The organism is Chryseobacterium sp. C39-AII1 (genome assembly GCF_039672645.1).
GTDB lineage: Bacteria > Bacteroidota > Bacteroidia > Flavobacteriales > Weeksellaceae > Chryseobacterium.
The window spans coordinates 77365-99634 of record NZ_JBDFPQ010000001.1 but is presented as its reverse complement, the minus strand read 5'-3'; the positions used below and the strand labels follow the sequence as shown (position 1 = coordinate 99634).

At 34.8% G+C, this 22270-nt stretch carries 15 protein-coding genes; 10 read left to right on the top strand and 5 right to left on the bottom strand.

The genetic code is table 11. The features are described from left to right. The first annotated feature begins 1 nt into the window (after window position 1). On the top strand, window positions 2–2038 hold the full coding sequence (locus tag ABEG63_RS00400; protein WP_346582122.1) for a glycosyltransferase: 2037 nt from the start codon (window positions 2–4) through the stop codon (window positions 2036–2038). After that, on the top strand, window positions 2035–2910 hold the full coding sequence (locus tag ABEG63_RS00395; RefSeq protein WP_346582121.1) for a hypothetical protein: 876 nt from the start codon (window positions 2035–2037) through the stop codon (window positions 2908–2910). The genes ABEG63_RS00400 and ABEG63_RS00395 overlap by 4 nt, the downstream gene beginning before the upstream one ends. Window positions 2911–2960: 50 nt before the next feature. On the opposite strand, the gene ABEG63_RS00390 is transcribed toward ABEG63_RS00395, so the two are convergent. The 3 genes from ABEG63_RS00390 to ABEG63_RS00380 are packed head-to-tail and all read right to left on the bottom strand — an operon-like array spanning window position 2961 to window position 5020. Continuing rightward, complete coding sequence (locus ABEG63_RS00390) at window positions 2961–3710, bottom strand: hypothetical protein (protein WP_267402375.1); 750 nt, start codon at window positions 3708–3710, stop codon at window positions 2961–2963. A 13-nt stretch (window positions 3711–3723) separates the two neighbouring features. Beyond that, the gene (locus ABEG63_RS00385; protein WP_346582120.1) at window positions 3724–4068 is read right to left on the bottom strand and encodes a phosphomannose isomerase type II C-terminal cupin domain; all 345 of its coding nucleotides are present in this window, start codon (window positions 4066–4068) and stop codon (window positions 3724–3726) included. Window positions 4069–4081: 13 nt separating this feature from the next. Next, window positions 4082–5020: a glycosyl transferase family 90 gene (locus ABEG63_RS00380; protein WP_312394593.1), complete on the bottom strand. Its 939-nt coding sequence runs from the start codon at window positions 5018–5020 to the stop codon at window positions 4082–4084. Between the two features lie 186 nt (window positions 5021–5206). Between ABEG63_RS00380 and gltX the strand changes: the two genes are divergently transcribed. Together gltX and ABEG63_RS00370 are read left to right on the top strand one after the other, a co-directional pair. After that, a complete protein-coding gene (gene gltX, locus ABEG63_RS00375; protein ID WP_346582119.1) occupies window positions 5207–6709 on the top strand; it encodes a glutamate--tRNA ligase in 1503 nt (500 codons plus the stop codon). A gap of 50 nt (window positions 6710–6759) precedes the next feature. Continuing rightward, window positions 6760–7716: an acetyl-CoA carboxylase carboxyltransferase subunit alpha gene (locus tag ABEG63_RS00370; protein WP_267402379.1), complete on the top strand. Its 957-nt coding sequence runs from the start codon at window positions 6760–6762 to the stop codon at window positions 7714–7716. 52 nt (window positions 7717–7768) lie between these two features. On the opposite strand, the gene ABEG63_RS00365 is transcribed toward ABEG63_RS00370, so the two are convergent. Beyond that, window positions 7769–8350: a hypothetical protein gene (locus ABEG63_RS00365; protein WP_346582116.1), complete on the bottom strand. Its 582-nt coding sequence runs from the start codon at window positions 8348–8350 to the stop codon at window positions 7769–7771. A 63-nt stretch (window positions 8351–8413) separates the two neighbouring features. Further along, window positions 8414–9127, bottom strand: coding sequence for a DUF6759 domain-containing protein (locus ABEG63_RS00360; RefSeq protein WP_267402381.1), 714 nt, complete (start codon window positions 9125–9127; stop codon window positions 8414–8416). Between the two features lie 145 nt (window positions 9128–9272). Here ABEG63_RS00360 and tsf point away from each other — a divergent pair, with 145 nt between their 5' ends. From tsf to vgrG, 6 genes are all read left to right on the top strand, one after another. Then, the gene (tsf, locus tag ABEG63_RS00355; RefSeq protein WP_267402382.1) at window positions 9273–10097 is read left to right on the top strand and encodes a translation elongation factor Ts; all 825 of its coding nucleotides are present in this window, start codon (window positions 9273–9275) and stop codon (window positions 10095–10097) included. A gap of 199 nt (window positions 10098–10296) precedes the next feature. Then, window positions 10297–13641, top strand: a complete 3345-nt coding sequence (locus ABEG63_RS00350) for a gliding motility-associated C-terminal domain-containing protein (RefSeq protein WP_346582115.1) — start codon at window positions 10297–10299, stop codon at window positions 13639–13641. A gap of 79 nt (window positions 13642–13720) precedes the next feature. Next, window positions 13721–16621: a gliding motility-associated C-terminal domain-containing protein gene (locus ABEG63_RS00345; RefSeq protein WP_346582114.1), complete on the top strand. Its 2901-nt coding sequence runs from the start codon at window positions 13721–13723 to the stop codon at window positions 16619–16621. A 150-nt stretch (window positions 16622–16771) separates the two neighbouring features. Further along, window positions 16772–19630, top strand: a complete 2859-nt coding sequence (locus tag ABEG63_RS00340) for a T9SS type B sorting domain-containing protein (protein WP_346582112.1) — start codon at window positions 16772–16774, stop codon at window positions 19628–19630. Between the two features lie 303 nt (window positions 19631–19933). After that, entirely contained in the window at window positions 19934–20293 is a 360-nt protein-coding gene (locus tag ABEG63_RS00335) for a hypothetical protein (protein ID WP_312394614.1), read from the top strand. 185 nt (window positions 20294–20478) lie between these two features. Next, a complete protein-coding gene (gene vgrG, locus ABEG63_RS00330) occupies window positions 20479–22263 on the top strand; it encodes a type VI secretion system tip protein VgrG (RefSeq protein WP_346582110.1) in 1785 nt (594 codons plus the stop codon). Window positions 22264–22270 lie beyond the last annotated feature (7 nt).

Below are 22270 nucleotides of genomic sequence, written 5' to 3'. Positions count from 1 at the left end.
AATGGGACTTTGGCGAGAACTTAAATATGTTGTAAGAAAAGTTAATCGAATTAAAAAACTAGATGAAAGCTTTTCTAAAATATCACTAATTCCTACTTTGGAACGAGAAACCTTGAAATTCCCTAAATCAGAATCTCCGTTGATTTCAATAATCATCCCTTTTTATAATCAAGAAAATTATACTTGGAATTGCTTAAAATCTATTTTTGAAAATCTTCCCGAAATTGATTTTGAAATCATATTAATAGACGACAATAGCTCTGAATCTTATGATTTTTCAACGATTGAAAATATTACAATCATCAAAAATCCTACAAATTTAGGTTTCTTAAAAAGCTGTAATAAAGGTATAGAACACTCTAGTGGTAAATTTATCTATTTATTAAATAACGATACCATTGTGCATAAAGGCTTTTTAGATGAACTTATTTATGTGTTCAATAACTTTGAAAATGTAGGAGCAGTAGGCTCTATGCTAATGAATGCTGATGGCAGTTTACAAGAAGCTGGTAGTGTTTTTATGAAGGATTGTAATATTGCACAAATTGTAGATAAACGAAAACCTTATTATCCAATTATTAATTATATCTACAAAGTTGATTACTGTTCAGGATGCAGCCTACTTTTTAAAAAGCATTCAGATAATGGTGATCTAAATTTATTTGATGAACAATTTGCACCAGCCTATTTTGAAGAAACAGATTTATGTTTTCGATTTAAATATGAACAAAAAAAGGATATTTATTACACTCCTTTTTCTAAAATAGTTCATTTCAACGGTGCTTCTTACAATGCAAAAAAAGATAATATACCCACAGAAAAAGAAAAGCTTTTTGAAAAAAATCTTGCTCTTTTTAAATCAAAATGGAATAACCAAATTAATGCAATACAGGCTAAAACAGTACAACAAAGAGTTTTAGAACTCAATCAAAACAAAAATATTTTTTTCTATAACAATAGAGTTCCTGAGTATGATAAAAACTCAGGAGAGTTAAGGCTTACCGAAATTATTAAGGCTTATAAAAAAGAAGGGTATAATGTTGTCTTTATTGCTAAAAGAAATAAAATAGACAATTCTTATAATGAATACTTTCAAAGACTTGGCGTATGTGTTTATTATGAATATTTACCTTATACAGATTTAAAAGAATTTTATAGATTATTTGACGCAAAGAAAACTATAGCATGGTTTTATGCTGCCAATATTTTTATCAAAAATTATAAAAAAATCCAGCAGTACTTCTCTAAAGTATTTACTGTCTATGATATGGTTGATATACATCACCTTAGATTCAAAAGAGCATTAGATTCAGACCCAAAAAATCCGTTTTATAAAAAAAGCTACTCCATATTTTATAAATTTGAAAAAGAAGCCTCTTTTGAAACAGATTTGATTATTCCTATTTCTGAAGAAGAGAAACAATATATGGATACTTTTGCTATGGGTAAAAAACAACTTGTCATATCTAACATTCATTATCCAAAAATTAATATCCAGGACAGTAAAGATTTTGCTGAAAGAAAAGATTTACTTTTTATTGGCTCTACCCATCATCCTAATATTGATGCTATCTATTTTTTAGCAAATAAAATTCTACCGTTAATATGGAAAAAACTCCCAGATGTTAAATTAAATATTATTGGTGATGTAAATGAAAAAATAAAAGATATTAATCATCCAAATATTATATTTCACGGTTATGTTCCTGATATTGTTCCTCATTTTTTAGAAAATAGAATTATGGTTGCACCATTAAGATATGGAGCAGGAGTAAAAGGAAAAATAGGACAAGCTTTTGAATTTTATCTTCCAGTAATTACAAGTGCGATCGGAGCAGAAGGAATGCTTTCAGAAAAAGGAGATAATATGGTTCTTGCTGATAATGAAACAGATTTTGCAGAAAAGACAATTGAACTTTATACAAATGAAAATCTTTGGAAGCAGCAACAGCTAAAATCTGCCGACGGCCTACAACCTTTTTCACTTGAAAATTTGCATAAAAAAATCCGAGAAATAGAAAAAATAACAAATTTATGAGCAAAATAATAAAAATTGGTTATTTACTTTCATACGATTATAAATTTATATTTAAATCTCTAGAATTGGTATATGATGAAGCAGATGACATTGTTATAAGTTATGATAAAAACAATAAAACTTGGAGCGGAAACGACATCTCTATTCCTGAATATGTATTTGATGAAATAAAGAATATTGATAGACAAAATAAAATTAGGTTTTACGCCGATGAATTCTATATTGGAGGACACACTCCCATGGAATTAGAAACAAGGCAAAGAAATTTAATGGGAAAATTCATGGGAAAAGGAGGGTGGCATCTTCAAATTGACAGTGATGAATATCCATACGATTTTCGAAAGCTATCAAATTTTTTACGGAAATGTGCATACCTCACTAGAAAACCAGAAAAAACACCATTCAACTTTCTTATAAACTGGGTTGTACTATTTAAGCAAAACGAAAATGGTTTTTTTGTGGTACAGCCTTTCAATGAGACCTGCTTCATGGTTACCAACTCACCACAATATACAAAAGCAAGAATGCCTCAAAATGACAGAACGTTATTTCTAGATTATTATGTCATTCATCAATCATGGGCAAGAACAGAGTCAGAGATTCTACAAAAAGTTAATAATTGGGGACATGTAAATGATTTTGACGTAGAAGGCTTTTTTCATATTTGGAAAACATTAAATAAAAATAATTATACAAATTATAAAAACTTTCACCCTCTTTCTGGCTCTTCTTGGGAGAATATAGAGTTTTTCAATGCAAAAGATATTGATGAGTTTTTATTAAAATTTAAAACAAAATATCCACAAAAAAAACTATATCTCAACATTTCGTTTACAAAAAAAATAAAACTTTACTTAAAAAGTTTATTTTAAAATAAAAAGGCCGATAAATGTTTTATCGGCCCAATTTAATTCTTTATATTTTATCTCTTTGTAAGTACGGCAGTCATAGAATCTGCTTCTGCATATACATCAGCACCGCATTTACACTTTAATAAATGATAATTATAGTCAGATGAATTACAATTATAACATTTCAAGGGTAATGTAGATCTTCTATAAATTTTAATATCTTTTATAGTATTTATTAAATTTATAATTTCATTAAAATTAAATAACGAATTTTTTGTCAATTCTTTTATTTTATCCTCATGAATTTCCACCCCAATACTTCTATGGTGCTCTATAAACAATAATAGATGTAAGGGTGAAATATAATTTTTACCATCTTTTGTATAGTAGTCATGTTGTGGATGCGAAGTATGAATGTCTTCTAAAATATAAATACCATTAGATTTTAAATAATTCATCCCCTCCACTAAACAATTCTTCTGATGCTTTGGAAAGTGGCTTCCATCCTCGATAATTAAATCAATTTCATTTCCTGTAATATTCAGAAAATTTTGAATATCCGAAACTTTATCCTGATCTAATTGATAATAGCTTATAGCATCATTAATAGTCCATTCACTTTGTACAGGTAAAATATCTGCGCCAAAAATTTTGGCTTCAGGATATTCGCGATTTAGCCATCTTACAGAGTCTCCTTTAAAAATTCCGAACTCTACAATTTTTTTAACATTTTCTAAATTGGAAAGTTCTTGTGTATAAATCGAATCATAACGATGCCAAAAAAATTTATCTGTATTTTCAAGGCTATTTGTATTTATCATTTCTCTAACTTAATTAATTTCTATCATACTCATCCTCAATCCTCACGATATCATCTTCACCAAAATAAGTTCCGGTTTGAACTTCGATAAAAACAACAGGCTTTTCAGAAAGATTCATCATTCTGTGTTTCGCTCCTAATGGGATAAAGATGCTTTCACCATACGCCAGTTTAATTTCCTTATCATCTAAAACAATTGTTGCATCCCCTTCAATGATTGTCCATTGCTCTTGTCTTTTGTGGTGATATTGATAAGAAAGCTTTTGTCCAGGATCTACTTCAATTCTTTTTAGCTTATAATTTGGCTCGTCTGCCAAAACATAATATTTGCCCCAAGGTCTTTCTCCAATTTCTAACATAATTCGATATTTTTTAGCGAATGTAGTCAAAATACTTTTTCAAAACCAAAAGCGATATTAAATTTTCGACATTTTTATTATTAAACTGCGAGCGATATTCCTTGGCATTTTTAATGATTTCTTTCGCTTCATTTGGATGTTCTATATAATATTGAATTTTTTCTTCAAGATTTTCATAATTTTCATCAATACAGATAAAATGTTCGTTCGGTTTCAAAGTTCCCTCCATGTACCAAGTTTCCATTTTTAAGGGAGGTGATACAGCTACAGAATTTGAACACATAATCCATTTCAGATTGGTAGCAACATCATTTCCTTCAAGACTTAAAATAAATTTATTTTTTAAATGCTCATCAATGGAAATTTTAGGCTTTATCCAGTCCGGATTGCCACCATTTTTATTTACTTGCCCTAGGTCGCAAATCGGATTATTAAAATACTTTTCATAGAACCTTTTTCTGTGTTCCTGATGTACAGCCGCTCTTCCGATCATTATATTTTTCTTATCATCAAAATTCCGATTATCTTGTAGAGAAACAAAATGTCTTGCTTTATCCAGATTCAGTAAAATATTATTATCGTTTCCTCCATGAATAGGACGACTTTTTGTAATCATCGGAAAATCTAAAATAGTATTCACATCTCCAAAGGCATAATCTATCTTGAGATCTTTGGGAAAATATCTCGCATATTCGTACGTATCAAAATAATATGCTTTAGGCGTTTTAGGCTTCAGCAGATCTTGAATTGTCGTTCCGTGATGATCTACTTTTATTTCAGAATTGATTTTATTATAATAATTCAGCCTTCTTTCAACCTCATTTAAATCATTCTTTGAAAGCGTTTTATAAAGACTATCTATTTTTTTTTCATAAGGCTGAACAGGAAATAATCCTCTCGAAAAACCTTTAATATAAAATGATAACTTATTTTGTTTTTTAATTTTTGTCATGGTTAAATCAAATCATACAAAAATACATTATTCTAGTTATTCTTTTTCAATCAGATACAAATTTTAATCGGAATTTTATTTTTCTTAAAATCTATATTTAACAAATTTTCACCTTACCTATTAGTTCCAAATAAATTTATCTTTTTGTGTTAGTTTACCTAACTTTGCATCAAAATTTTAATTGAAATGGACAAAGTAAGAGTACGTTTTGCTCCAAGTCCCACGGGACCTTTGCATTTAGGAGGCGTAAGAACCGCATTATATGACTATCTTTTTGCTAAAAACCAAGGTGGTGAATTTGTATTGAGAATTGAAGATACAGACACTGCAAGATATGTGGAAGGAGCGGAAGATTATATTGAAGAAGCTCTGGAATGGTGCGGAATTATTGCTGATGAAAGTCCTAAAAAAGGAGGAAAATTTGCCCCTTACAGACAATCTGAAAGAAGAGACATCTACGACAGATATACAGAGCAGATCCTGAAAACAGATTATGCATATATCGCTTTTGATACTGCTGAAGAATTAGACGCTATCCGTGCTGAATACGAGGCAAGAGGCGATGTTTTCTCTTACGATAACAAAACAAGAAATCAGTTAAGAAACAGCCTTGCGCTTTCTGAAGAGGAAATTCAAAAGTTATTGGATGAAAAAACGCCATACGTCGTAAGATTCAAAATGCCGATTGACAGAACTTTGAATCTTGTTGACATTATCAGAGGAAATTCTTCTGTAAACACAAATACTTTAGATGATAAAGTTTTGGTAAAGAACGACGGAATGCCAACTTATCACTTCGCCAATATCATCGATGACCACGAAATGGAAATTTCTCACGTTATTCGTGGTGAAGAATGGTTGCCATCTTTAGGTCTGCACACTTTATTATATGAAGCAATGGGTTGGGAAGCACCTCAGTTTGCACATCTTTCTTTGATTTTAAAACCAGAAGGTAAAGGAAAGCTAAGCAAAAGAGACGGCGATAAATTCGGATTCCCGGTTTTCCCTTTGAATTTCAAAGATCCGGCAACCGGAAATGTTTCTAAAGGATATAGAGAAAGTGGATATTTGCCTGAAGCATTCATCAATATGGTGGCACTTTTAGGTTGGTCGCCTGCGGATGATAAAGAAATTTTATCGTTGGATGAAATGGCAAAAGAATTCGATTTGAATAAAGTTCATAAAGCAGGTGCAAGATTCAGTAAAGAAAAAGCTGAATGGTTCAACCATCAGTATCTTCAACAAAAATCTGATGAAGAAATTCTTTCGATTTTAAAAAATTCTGATCTTAATATCACAATCGAAGATGAGAAGTTTTTAAGAATCATTCATTTGATGAAAGAAAGAGCGACTTTCCCGATTGATATTTATGAAAATGGAAAGTTTTTCTTCGAAGCTCCGACTTCTTATGATGAAAAAGCATCTAAAAAAGCTTGGAATGATGAAACATCTGCTATTTTAGGAGAATTTGCATCAGGTTTAGAAAATGCTGAATTTAATGCTGAAAATTTAAAGCAAAACATTCATGATTTCGCCGAAAATAAAGGCTTAGGAATGGGTAAAGTAATGATGCCACTGCGTTTATCGTTGGTGGGAGAATTGAAAGGCCCAGACGTCCCGGACATCATGCAAATCCTTGGAAAAGAGGAAACTATATCCAGAATAAACAATGCTGTTAATAATTTTTAATAAATTTTCATAATTTTTCATACATTTGAAAGATTTAATTTACTTCAAGAATGGAATATTTAAGTTTCGAACTACCTATAAAAGAATTAATGGATCAATACCAAACTTGTTCTTTAGTAGGAGAAGAAAGTGGTGTTGATGTAAAATTAGCATGCAGCCAGATAGAGGATAAAATCATAGAAAAGAAAAAAGAAATCTATGGAAGTCTTACCCCTTGGCAAAGAGTACAACTATCTCGTCATCCGGATCGTCCTTATACATTGGATTATATCAACGGGATGGTAGATAAAGGCAGCTTCTTAGAACTTCACGGAGACAGAAATTTCGCTGATGATCCTGCCATGATTGGCGGTATTGCTACCCTAGACGGGCAAAAAGTAATGATCATCGGAACTCAGAAAGGAAGAACAACTAAAGAAAGACAACACAGAAGATTCGGAATGCCGAATCCTGAAGGATACAGAAAAGCGCTGAGATTGATGAAGCTTGCTGAGAAATTCAACATTCCTGTGGTAACTTTGGTTGATACACCGGGAGCTTATCCAGGATTGGAAGCTGAAGAAAGAGGACAAGGTGAAGCAATTGCAAGAAATATTTTCGAAATGACCATGCTAAAAACTCCTATTTTCACTTATATTATCGGTGAAGGAGCGAGTGGCGGTGCATTAGGAATTGGTGTTGGTAACAAAGTGTATATGTTGGAAAACACTTGGTACACAGTAATTGCTCCGGAAAGCTGTTCTTCAATTCTTTGGAGAAACTGGGATCACAAAGAAGATGCCGCAAACGCATTGAATTTGACTCCAAAAGATGCTTTAAGAGAAAAATTCATTGACGGAATCGTAGAGGAACCACTTGGTGGTGCGCATTACGACCCCGAAACAACGTTTTTAAACTTAAAGACTTCAATTTTACAGAACATTAAAGCGTTCTCGAAATTTACAGGAAAAGAACTTGAAACCCAAAGACAAGATAAATTTATCGCAATGGGTCAGTTTAAAGGATAAAAAAAAGACTTGTCAAATGAATGACAAGTCTTTTTTTTACATTTTAGCAATTTTACATATTCGGAGCTAAATCTCCTTCTGCAACAACAACTCTATCTGTACCATTACCTTCAATTAACAACTTATAAACGTATTTCTGCGTCCCAAAAAGTTCATTTTTCACTCTAACTAACTGTAATTTAATATATGGATTAGATACACTTCCAACATAAGAATTAGTAGCCCAAACAGAATTAGATAAAACATATGGAGCTTTTTGATAGACAACAAAGTTTCCATCCGTTTGAGCTGATGCTAATGCAATATCCGAGGAAGTTAATAGTCTGTTTGTATTTGTTTTCCATAAAGTGAGAGTGAAATTTGAAGCAGGTTTCTCATAATATAAAACTAAATTACAATCATCTTGCATTGTTAATCTCAATCGATTACCCTGAAAATCTACATTCAATGACTGATTTTTTTGTAATTGTTGAATTTTACTTTCTGCTTCAACAACCGATTTAGTCACTGATACTTTTTGGGTACTAGCATCTTTTGATGACAAACTTTCTTTTTCTTCGATTAAACTATTACTATCATTAGAACAAGAGATTAAAGATAAAATCACAAAGGAAAACAATGTTATTTTTTTCATAAATTATATATTTTTTCCAAATATACTCAATTTAAAAATATCTCACCATATTTAGAAAAAAAATTATTCTGCCAAATTTAATTCAATCTCAATATCTTTATTGATATTTTTCAGTGACGAATATTTGGCATCACAAACCATTGTTGTTAAGACATATTCTCCTTTATCTATTAAAATAAAATTCTGCCCTTTAGCGGGAACATCCAGATTATAATATTTTTTTCCGGTGATTTTTACAATCAGATTACATTTAGATCTGTTTTTAATATTTATATAAGCTTCCTTATCCATCGGATCATTGTTGAACATGTGCGTTAACATCGCAGCCGTTCTTTTATTTTTCTCGCTGGGTTCAGATTTTTTACTCGTATTGGTTACACTTGCATAATTTACATCTCTTGCTGGCACTGCAGAAGTAGAAGCTAGCTTTGTATTAGATGCCATTGTTTTGTTACCAGAAACTTTGGATTCATTTTTAGCCATTTTTGCAACTTCTCCTTTGCTTAAAGGCGTGATAGTAGGTTTTGCCTCAGGAGAATTATCTGCCATGATAATTTCTATTAACTTTCTTTTAAAATAATCTGTCTTGGCATGACCCGGGTTTTGCTTCAAGAATCCGGCAATAATTCTGGCTTCTTTAGTGCTCTCTGCATCCTGCTCTGTATAGATAATAAGCGTTTCTTTCTCAGCAACAGCCTTAGATTTCGCTTTTTTCTTTTTTTGAGAAAAGCCAAGGGTAAAAATGCACAAAAACAGAAGAAGAAATATTTTTTTCATTAACCAAACATTTAAAAATTTATTAAATATACAAATAACGCAAAAAGTCATTTTTTAGTTTATCATTAAAATCATTATCTTTGCATCGCTTTAAAATTAAGCTAAAAATTAATACTAATCTTACAATAAAAAAATAATAGATATTATGTCTTATACACCAGCTGCTGCAGACGTAGCAAAATTGAGAAACCAAACAGGTGCAGGTATGATGGACTGCAAGAAAGCTTTAGTTGAAGCTGAAGGAGACTTCGAAAAAGCAGTAGATATCCTTAGAAAAAAAGGACAAAAAGTTGCTGCTAACAGAGCTGACAGAGAATCTACTGAAGGTGCTGTAATCGCTAGAGTAAACGAAGATAACACTTTGGGTACTATCATCTCTTTGAACTGCGAAACTGACTTCGTTGCTAAAAACGAGGCGTTCATCGAGCTAGCTTACGAATTAGCTGAAATGGCTATTTTTGCTGCTACTAAAGAAGAATTATTGGCTACAGATTTCCACGGATTAACTGTTGCTGAAAAATTAATCGAGCAAACAGGTGTTATCGGTGAGAAAATCGAGATCGGTGCATTCGAAAGAATCGAAGGTCCTTTCTTAGGAGCTTACATCCACGCTGGAAACAAAATCGCTGCTATCACTGCTCTTTCTGCTAAAGTAGAAGGTTCTGACGAGGCTGCTAAAGCTGTTTCTATGCAAGCTGCTGCGATGAACCCAATCGCTCTTGACGAAACTTCTGTTTCTCAGGAAACTATCGATAAAGAATTAGAAATCGAAAGACACAAGCTTGTAGAAGAAGGTAAGCCTGCAAACATTATCGACAATATCTTGAAAGGTAAAATGCAGAGATTCTACAAAGACAACACGTTGGTACACCAAGATTTCATCAAAGACAGCTCTATCTCAGTTGCTGACTATGTAAAATCTGTAAATGCTGACCTAAAAGTAACTGGATTCATCAGAATCGGTTTGTAATCTTTTAAGATTTTAAAAATAATAGTCCCGGTGAAATTTTTTCATCGGGATTTTTTTATTTCACTTAATTATGAGAACGCAACAAATATTAACTCATTATTAAATATTTAGCAATTTCTCCATTCATTCATATGTAAAGAAAAATTCATTTAAAATTTTGATTACTAATGCTTATATTTGCAGCCCCTTATTAATAAGCATGAAAAAATTTCTACTAATTATTTGTACGTTTCTTTGTTTAATCGTTAATGCACAATTAGATACAGAACACTGGTTTGCCCCAATGTCGGCAAGTTCGTTACAAGGAACTCCCAAAGGTTACTTATACCTTTCAACCAATGAAACTACGCCTTTTTCTGTTCAGGTTTTTAATAATAACAATTTATTTACAACCGTTCAGGTAAGCAAAGGAAACCCAATGCAGGTAACCATTCCCAACAATATGATGATTGCTTCTACTGCATCCAACTTATTTACTTCTACCGGGATGGGATTATTTGTAAAAGGAAATAAAAAATTCTTTGCCAGCTACAGATTTACTGTTTCTGATCAGGCTGAATTTGTTACTTCTAAAGGATTAGCCGGACTTGGAAAAAACTTCTTCGTAGGAATGGCTCCCAATACAACTGCTAAGCCTTACGTAAACTCAACCATCGGAGTTACGGCTACAGAAGATAATACAACCGTAACTTTATCCGGATATAATCCCGGAGTTGTTTTTTCGGATGGTATTTCGGCACCTTCAAGAACATTTACCATCAATAAAGGTAAATCATATATTATTGAAGCACAGAGTAATCTTAATTCAAACAATTTAACGGGATTAGTAGGTGCAAAAATTACAGCCAACAAGCCCATTTCTGTAACTAACGGAAATTTCAACAGCATTTATACAACATTTAATAGTACCAACGTAGATGTTTTGATGGATCAGTCGGTTCCTGTAGAAAGATTGGGTAAAGACTTTGTAATGATGAAAGGAAACGGCCCAGCCAACTCAGGAATGGAAGCAGCCGTGGTAGTGGCAACAGTAAATAACACCAAACTTACCATAAACGGAACCCTTTTAAACAGTGTTACGCTAAATGCAGGACAATATTACGTGGTACAGGGAACCAACTACATCAGCCAGATAAACGGAAACTACAACATGAGTATTTCTGCAAATAATAATGTATATGTTTATCAGCTCCTTGCAGGAACTTCTACAGGAAATGTGTATGCAACCGGAGGTATGAATTTTATTCCGCCCTTGAGCTGTTTTTTACCTAAAGAAATTAATGAAATTGGTTCCATCAATAAAATTGGAAACGACACTTTTAATACAAGACTTAATATCATTACACAAACCGGAGCAGCGGTCACCATTAACGGAAATCCTATTCAGGCAAGCGCAGGACCCGCGCCAGTGACAGGAAATCCTAACTGGGTTACCTACTCTATCCCAAGTGTAACAGGAAATATCACCATCGGATCAAACAAACCTGTAACTGCAGGAATTGCGGCAGGTAACGGTGCGGTAGGATATGGGGGTTATTTCGCAGGATTTTCTTCTGTTCCTACGATCACAAAAACGGGAGATTGCTATGCCGGAGTTTTGCTTGAAGTAGACAATACCTATGATGCCTATCAATGGTATTTCAACGGAGTTGCTATTCCTGGGGCGACGACTTATTCGATTAATCCAGAATTATACGGAGCGGGAGATTACACCTGTAAAATCACAAAAACAAGTTGTGAAACAAGGATGACGGCGATTTATAGTTATACTTTATGTCCGCCAATCACCACAACAACTTATACAATCGGTTCTTGTTCAACAAAAACGATTACACCGGCTTTTACAAGTTCTACTCAAACTATTATTCCTTCGTTAACGAGCATTATTTCTGCACCAACTTCAGGAACTGCAACAGTAAACCCTACAACAGGACAGATTACGTATACTCCGAATCCTACGACTGTAAATACTACAGATTCATTTATCTATTATATTCAAGGAAACGGAACTCCTTTTGCCTTTGAATATTTTAAAATTGTCATCAATACAGATGTTCTTCAGGTAACGAATGCTACATTATTGTCTTGTACCAATTCAACAGGAAACGGAACGCATAATTTAACCTCAGCTGTTGTTACCGCAAGTCCCGGAGCTACGGTTAATTATTTCACCAATTCCAACTTAACTGGTCAAATTACCAACCCTGCATCTTATACAGGGCCTACAGGAACTATTTATGCGAATGTAACTTCTACATACGGATGTTCAAAAGTGGCTCAGATCACGTTATCAGCTTCTCCGTCGCCGAATATTAATGTAAGTAATTTTAACGCAAATATTTGTGATGATAATTTTGATGGAATTATTCCTGTGAATTTCGCCACGGTAACTCCACAAATTGTTAATAATGCAGGAAGCTTTAATGTAAAATATTATTTAGTACAAGCTGATGCTACGGCAGGAAACACAAACACAATCCCAACCAACTGGAATTATAATACCAATACAACTGTTTACGTAAGAGTAGAATCGCCTACAGGAGATTGCCCGGCTGTTTTAGGACAAATTAATTTCACCATCGGAAATAAAATCAGTTTAATTACAAACACTGCCACCACAGATATTTGTGATAACGACTTGAACGGTTCTGAAAACATCAACCTTAATGATTATAAAAATTTATTTACCACAGATCCCACTGTAACATTAACTTTCTACACTTCTCTTGCAAATGCGCAAAATGCGACAAATGCTATTCCTGCAACACAAACAATTAATTCAAACAACATCTATTACATCCGATTTGTAAGTGCAAGTGCTTGTCCGAATATTGGAACTTTAACTGTTAATTTTAAATCTCCAAGAAAATCGAGCACGCTTCATGATCAGGTAATTTGTTCTGATGATAAAGTAATTTTAGATGCGGGAACAGGCTTCACTTCTTATAAATGGAATACCGGAGCTACCACACAAACCATTTTGGCAGGTGCAGGAAGTTATTATGTAGATTTGGGAATGAACGGCTGCGTATATCGTCAACATGTAAATGTAAATACGGCTCAGGCTCCTATTATCACTAAAATTGAAGTATCAGGAAATACAGCAACGGTACACGTTACAGGCGGAACTCCTCCGTACAGATATTCTTTAAATGGTATTGATTATCAAAACTCAAACGTATTTATGGGATTATCAAGAGGAACTCATCAAGTATATGTTTTAGGATCTGATGGATGTCTTCCTGTCATTAAAGAATTTTTAGTAATTAACATCATCAATGCAATTACACCCAACGGAGACGGAATAAACGATGTTTTGGATTATTCTGAATTAAGAATGAAAGAAAACGTAAACATTGAGGTTTCAGACAGATACGGAGCTATTGTTTATAAATCTCCAAAAAACGTTTATACATGGGACGGAAAGCCAGGTGGAAGAACTTTGCCTACTGGAACTTATTGGTATGTGCTTCAATGGACAGAGCCGGATACGAAATTAACAGTTTCATACTCAGGATGGATATTAATAAAGAATCGTGAATAATTTTTCACGATTCTTTATATTTTTTAAAAAACTTTTCAAATATTATGCTATTTTTGTAGAAATCCTAATTCCCAATCATATGAAAAGATTTCTACTTAGTTTAGTATTAGTTTTTTTGACGACTAAAACGCTCTTTGCACAAAGAGATACAGACCACTGGTTTGCGCCAATGGCTGCAAATCCATCTGCTCTCATATCCTTTTATCAGGGTCTATATTTTTCCACAGATTCTGTTACCCCATTTGATGTAAACATCTATACCAATAACGCATCAGGAAACAGCGTAATCATTGGTACTGTAACCATTAAAAAAGGAGATCCGCAAGTCTTTAACTTTCCCGCGACCCCTGCTATACCAGGTGTTACGATGGGGACAACCATGGTAACATCAGCTAGTGGAGAATTGTTTACCAAAGTAAATAAAGGAATTTATACTCATGGAGAAAAGCCATATTTTGTAAACTACAGATTTTCAGTTAGCAGCCATGGTGAAATTCTTACGTCTAAAGGTAAAGCAGCATTAGGAAAGAAATTTTATGCTGTCACGAGCCCGATTACAGGCTTAAATTCTTCTAGTTACTTAAATTTCACAACCGGAATTATTGCTACTGAAGACAATACAACAGTTACAGTTTCTGGATACGCTGCTGGAGTTCAGTTTTCTAACGGAACAACAGGAGCTACAACTCCCTCAATGACAGTAAACCTGAATAGAGGACAGTCTTATATTATTGAAGGAAAAATTCCTGGTACCTCCTCTACTAATCAAACAGGTTTTATTGGATCAAAAATAGAAGCTGATAAACCAATCTCCGTTACTAACGGAAACTTTAATGGCCAATTTGCTCTCTCACCTCCGGGAGGTTTTTCCGGAACAGATATTATAATGGATCAATCAGTTCCTACCGATAGATTAGGAAACGAATTTGCTCTAGTAAAAGGTAATGGTAATATTACCGATGGTGTGGAAGACGCATTAATTGTTGCCACCGAAAACAATACAGAAGTTTATGTAAACGATTCTGGCTTACCTTTAGCTACTCTTAATGAAGGAGAATGGTTTCGTGTAAGCGAAGGAGCAGGCGGTACATTTATCAATAGATATATCGATCAAGGAAACGGGCATTATAACATGCGTATTAAAACATCAAAAAATGCATATGTATATCAACTTCTTGCTGGTCTTCCAAACTACAATGCAACAGAAGGATTCAACTATATTCCACCTTTGAATTGCTTTTTACCAAGAAAAATTGATGAGATTGCGATGGTAAATATTTTACCTCCAACTACAAATACCGTAAAATTAAACATTATTACAGAAACCGGAGCCACAGTTACTGTAAATGATGTTCAGTTACCAACCACACAAGGACCATACCCTATAACAGGAACAACTGCTTGGGTATCTTATTCTGTTCCGAATGCGACAGGAAATATGACAGTAGCTTCTACTAAAGCTGTTACTGCAGGTATCGCTGGAGGTAGTGGAGCTGTAGGATATGGAGGATATTTTGCAGGTTTCTCTTCAATTCCTGTAATTACCAAAAAAACAGGAGAATGTGTACCTGGTCTTGTACTTGAGGTAGACGACAGCTACGAAACTTACCAATGGTTCAGAAACGGAGTGGCTATTCCGGGTGCTACGACTAATACTTATACTCCTACACAATCTGGAGATTTTACAGTAAAAGTAACAATGGGAACTTGCCCGCCGGTAACAACGCCAATCTACAAAGTGTATACTTGTTTGATGACAACGACTAAAACACTTACAATTTGCGGAACAACCATCATTACTCCTACCTTTACAAACTCTACACAAACTCCGGTTGCAAGTACAGTAACAATTCTTACAGCTCCAACCAAGGGAAGTGCAGCAATTAATACTTCTACGGGAGTTATCACTTATACACCAAATCCGGGATATTTAGGTCCTGATAAAATTGTTTTTAAATTCTGCGGAAATAATGCACAATTCACAGACTGTGAAGAAGTAACTTTAAATCTAAATGTAGTTCCTTTCGTCATCAAAGATGTTACGATTGAAGCTTGCCAATACGATACCAACCCATATGCTGAGTTTGATTTAACAACAGCTCCGGTTACAGATTATCCTTTGGTGACAAAACAATTCTACAAGACAATGGCTCACCTGACAACAGGAACCAATATGATTACAGATCCTGTACATTATCAGTCTTTAAGCGGAACTGTATACGTGAAAGTAACAACCAACGAAGGCTGTACAGCAAACGCAATTATTACATTGGTAGCAAAACCAATTAAAAAATCACCTCTATTGGTAGATCAGTTTATCTGTATTGATGCAAGAACAAACATTGACGCAGGCCCTGGATATGATTCTTACCAATGGAATACAGGCGCTACAACTTCAGGAATCAGTGGTGTAAGCCCTGGTCAGTATACTGTAATTTTAGGTAAAAACGGATGTTTTATTACTCAGGTTGTTAACATTAAAAAAGCACCGGACCCTGTAATTACTCAGATTGAAATTACCAACAATACGGCTACGGTAATTGTAAACGGAGGAACGCCACCTTATAAATATTCCGTAGATGGAATCGCCAACTGGCAAGACTCTAATATATTTACAGGATTGTCGAGAGGTCAGCACACATTCTATGTGAAAGATTCTTACAGCTGTACGCCTATTTCGGTAGAAGTTACAGTTCCGAATTTAGTTAATGCTATCACTCCGAACGGTGATAATGTAAATGATGTGATTGACTATAGAGAATTAGGCTATAAAGATAATCTGGTATTCGTAGTGTATGACAGATACGGTAACAAGATATTTACGGGAGATAAATTCAATAATTATACTTGGGACGGTAGACATTACGATAAAAAAATTGTTACAGGCACTTACTGGTATCACATTACTTGGAATGAGCCAAATAAGCAAAAGACACCAATAAAATATACAGGTTGGATTCTTGTAAAAAATATCGATTAGTAAAAGTAAAATAATATTTAAAACCACGATTTTTTGGAATCGTGGTTTTTTATTGCCTTTTTTATGAATATTTTAAAATTATTTCGAAATAATTTTCTATTCATTCTAAATAATATATTATTTTTGTGGCAATCCTTAATTCCCACGTTTATGAAAAAACTTTTACAAAGTTTAGTATTGATACTGTTATCAATACCACTCTCTTTGTATGCACAAAGAGACACAGAGCACTGGTTTGCCCCTATGGCAGCAAGAACTGCAGTACTGAGCAGTCCTCAACAGGCACTCTATTTTTCAACAGATTCTACCACCCCTTTTCCGGTAGAAATCTACAGTAACAACAATGTCATCGGAACCGTTACCATCAGTAAAGGAAATCCGCAGACCTTTTCAGTTCCGCTTAATAATATGATTACTTCTGCCACATCGGATCTTTTTCACCCGATCAACAAAGGATTGTATACAAAAGGAGCAAAACCCTATTTTGTGACCTTCAGGTTTTCAGTAAGCAGTCACGGCGAGATTCTCACTTCGAAAGGTAAAGCAGGCATCGGAACAAAATTTTATGCCGTTGTTTCACCTATAGAAGATATCCAGGTATCCTCAACCAATCCGCTACTTAATTTCACTACCGGAATTTTAGCAACGGAAGACAACACAACCGTTACGGTTTCAGACTATGCTGCTGAAGTTGTTTTTACCAATGGAAACACAGGGTTAACAACACCTACCCTAACATTTACTCTTAACAAAGGGCAATCTTATATTATTGAAGGTATCAGTAATAAAACTGGAAACAAAGATGGTTTTATTGGAGCTAAAATAGAATCGAACAAACCTATTTCCGTGACCAATGGAAACTTTAACGGACAATTTGCCATCGATCCTGCGGGAGGATATTGGGACGGTTCTGATATTGTGATGGATCAATCTGTACCTGTTGATCGACTTGGAAATGAATTCGTAGTCGTAAAAGGAAATGGTAACATCAACGAGAAAATGGAAGATGCCCTTATTGTTGCCACCGAAGACGGAACGGAAGTTTACATTAATAATGCAACTACTCCTGTATACGTTCTTAATGAAGGTGAATATTACAGAGTAAACAAAACCAACAATAACAATTACATTAATCAAGGAAATGATCATTACAACATGTATATTAAAACCTCGAAAAATGTATATGTGTATCAGCTTCTTGCAGGTGTAGCAACCAGCAATGCAACCATCGGGTTCAATTATATCCCACCTTTGAATTGTTATTTGCCAAGAAAAATTGATGAAATCGGAATGATTAATATCCTTCCGCCAACCACCAATAATGTTAAATTAAATATCCTTACAGAAGCGGGCGCCGTGGTTACAGTAAACAACGGAACTCCTCCTGCCACACAAGGCCCTTATCCTGTATTGGGAACTTCATCATGGGTTTCTTATTCAGTTCCGAATGTTACTGGAAATATGACGATTACTTCGTCCAAAGCCGTAACGGCAGGTATTTCCGGAGGAAGTGGTGTTGTAGGGTATGGCGGTTATTTCGCGGGGTTCTCATCAATTCCTGTAATTGCTAAGCAAACCGGAGATTGTATTCCAGGAATTATCCTTGAAGTAGATGATAGTTTTGAATCTTATCAATGGTACCGAAATAATAATCCAATTCCGGGAGCAACTTCAAACTCTTACGTTCCAACACAATCAGGAAATTATGTAGTTAAAATTACGGTAGGCACTTGTCCGCCGGTTACAACTCCTGTTTATAAAGTATTTACCTGCTTAACAGAAACAACAACCAACGATACCGTTTGTGATGGCGTAAAAACAATTGTACCACAGTTTACAAACTCTACCCAGTCTTATGTTCCGGGATCGGTGGTTATCATTACACCTCCGGCAAATGGTAATGCAGTGATCGATCCTACCAACGGAGTAATCAGCTATGCACCCAACTTTGGATATTTTGGTCCCGATTCATTTGTTTATAAATTCTGCGGAAATGATCCTGAATTTACAGATTGTGAAGAAGTGACTTTAAATCTAACCGTTTCTGAAAGTCCGATCGTTACCAATGCAGCATTAAGATCTTGTTTTATAGAATCGAATCCGGCAACAGCTGTATTCAACCTTACTGTTGCAAGTGTAACTTCACAAACCGGAATCACAAAAAAATATTATCCCTCTCCTACCGATGCACACAACGGAACCAATGAAATTCCGGATCCCGTGAACTACATCGCACCAAACGGAGTGGCTTATGTAAAAGTGACCAATGCACAAGGCTGTTACAGAATTGCTGAGGTTACTTTGACAGTACTTCCGCCTGTAAAATCTACAGTTTTAACCGATAAAGTAATCTGTATGGAAGATACCACTACATTAGACGCTGGCCCGGATTTCAACGGATATCAATGGAGCACGGGCGCTACGACTCCATCAATCTCGAATGTTGGCGTAGGTGTTTATTGGGTAAATCTAAAAACAGGAGATTGCATCACAAGACAAACCGTAAAAGTATATCCTGCGGAGCAACCCGTTATTACAAATCTTGAAATTTCAACCACAAATCTTACGGTGAGTGCAATCGGAGGAACGGCACCTTATCAATATTCAATAGACAATATTCATTGGCAGGATTCTAATGTATTTGCAGAAATTCCGAGAGGTACAGGTACGGTATATGTAAAAGATTCTTACAATTGTGATCCTGTAACGGTAGATTATACAAATCCAAACATCATCAACGTAATCACTCCTAATGGCGATGGCGTGAATGATATTCTTGATTATTCTTCTCTGGCTGGAAAAAAGAATCTTGTATTCAATATTTTTGATCGATACGGATCGAAAATTTATCAAGGAGATAAATCCAACAATTACAAATGGGACGGAACCATTGGTACAAAGAAAATCTCTACCGGAAGTTATTGGTATGAAGTAGGCTGGAATGAGCCCAACAAACAATTAACACCGATAAAATTCACAGGCTGGATTTTAGTTAAAAACAGAGATTAAAAATATCAACAACATTTATACAAAACCACGATTTTATTATCGTGGTTTTTGCTTTTATACATGATTTATCACTTCAGGATTATTTAAAATTTCAAAATATTTTACATTAAATATTTTGTATCACAAAATATCAATTCCCAATTTATTATAAAGTAACGAATTACCATCGCTAAACAAAAACAAAGCTCGCGACCACACCTCATATTTCCTATATTTGGGATATTAACCAAATGATAAAAATTATGATACTCAACCATTCAACCTACGCGAAACTTTCTATTCATCATTCAACATCTTCTTATCATGACAAATATTTTTGACCTGATATACTCTGAAGATATTGTAAAATCTGAAGACGGAAAGCTTAAGATTCTTTTAGATCACCTTACAGGAGCCTATTTCATTAAGTACAAAAAAAGCGGTCTGTCCATTTTTAATGACAGTGAAGGAAATAAAATCATATACGTGAAAAGCAACCTTTCTTACACAGACGACAATGATATTACTTACGAAATACCAAAAGGAAAATATATAGAATCTGATGAAGGAAAAATTATTCTAAATTCTAAAACAGAGGAAGTTGTACTAGAGCAGGCCTATCTTTATTTCAAAACCAAGCAAAAGTACAGAGACTCTTTGTTGGAAGATGTTCATTTAAATTAACCAAAAAAAGCACAATTATTATGGAAGAAAACAACAACAATCACGAAGAAGACAGCGAAAAATATTATAACTCCGATTTTGGAAGGCTGAACCATCCGGATGATATAAAAAAATACTTTTCGATGCGGAGTTTTTAGGATTTTCTGAATGATCCGACCAACCCGATTGTCTATACAACCTTAAGCATGGATGGAAAGCCTTTTTTGGAAAAATCTTCCTTTTCCGTTGAGCTGAACCAGTTTACCAACGAGCACGATACCTTCACGATCACCGTTCCCGACGATGCTTTGGATAGCTTCAAAGGCTATGTGATGGAAAATTCTAAGAATATTTTAGGCAAAACCATCACCATTAATATTCATCGGTATGGCAATATCCGTCAGGTTTTTGTGGGTATTATCGCCAATATTCGAAACCGAAAAGAGAATGGTTACGGAGAACTTTATATCACCGGATATTCTCCGACAATGCTGATGGAAAGCGGGAAAAAATGCCGCAGCTTTGAAGGAAAATCGCTGGAGCAGATCATCAAGGAAATCGTTTCGGAATATCCCGATGAAGCCCATATTTTGGTGCATCATCCCAATACGGAGTATTCGCTTCCATACACGGTTCAGTACAAAGAGTCAGATTATCAGTTTATTAAAAGGCTCGCAACGAGGTTTGGTGAATATTTTTATTACAACGGTCAGCAGCTTTTATTTGGCAATAAAGTGCAGGATATGTTGGATTTGGAGGAAAACAAGAACTTAATTGAAGTTGAGTTTCAAATGAATATCAAGCCACAGCATTTCAGCTATTCGGCGTATGATGTTCAGGCGGGTGAAAACATTGATTATCAGTCGAATTCTGTTCAACATCAATATAAAGAAAATCCGTTTCAGGCGGTGGCGATCAATGCTTCGGAAAGTGTTTATAAAAAGAGAGCTGAAATGTTCTACAATCATACCGGAATTTCGAATAATACGTCGAGAGAACTGAAAGATTCGGTGAGAAGGGAGCGCGAAAACCGTGAAAATTTAATTATGATTAAAGGGAAAAGTAGAGATCCTTTATTGAAAATCGGAGGTTTGGCGAAGCTGATCGATATTAATGATAATCCGATGGAAACCTACCGCATCATTGAGCTTAAGCATTATCACGACGGCAATGAATATTATAATGAATTTGTGGGCATTCCGGATCTGGAAAACGCGCCGTATCAGGATTCGGACGCGGTTCCTTTTGGTGAGGAGCAATCGGCCAGAGTGGTTGATAATAATGATCCTTCGGGCATGGGAAGGGTGAGAGTGCAGTTTCAGTGGCAGGAAAGGAAGGGTGAGAAATCGCCGTGGATAAGGACAAAAACATCTTACGCTGGAGCATCGCGAGGTGATTATAAAATTCCGGAAATTGGTGATGAAGTTTTGGTAAATTTTGAAAGTAACAATGCCGAAAAGCCATATGTTTCGGGAGCGATGTATAATGGAAAAGAAGTCAGCGGTTATGCGACGGCGGATAATCGTTATAAAGTGCTTCATTCCCGCATCGGAAACCGTCTGATCATGGATGATGAAACGGGAGATGTGACCCTGGAAAGTCAGAAAGGGCAGACGATTGCGGTTTTCTATGGTGACGGAAATATTGATATTACGGCGCCGAAGAATATTAATTTAATGGCAGGAGAAGATGTGAATATCACCGCCGGAAAAAATATGAATACCAATGTCGGGATGAATTCTACAGAAACGGTGGGAATGAATAAATCTGTGGGAGTTGGGATGATAAATGCACTAAATGTCGGAACAAATTATATGGTTAATGTGATTGGAAATTTTGTAGAATATATAAAAGGAAATCTTCAAAGCCACGCTGAAAAAGGAAATCATACCACAACCAAAGAGATGAAAGTAAGCAGCGAAACAGATATTAAAGTAAACGCTTCTAGCTCAATAAAAAGAAATAGCGGTGAAAAAAGTAATGACCATTAAACTCAAA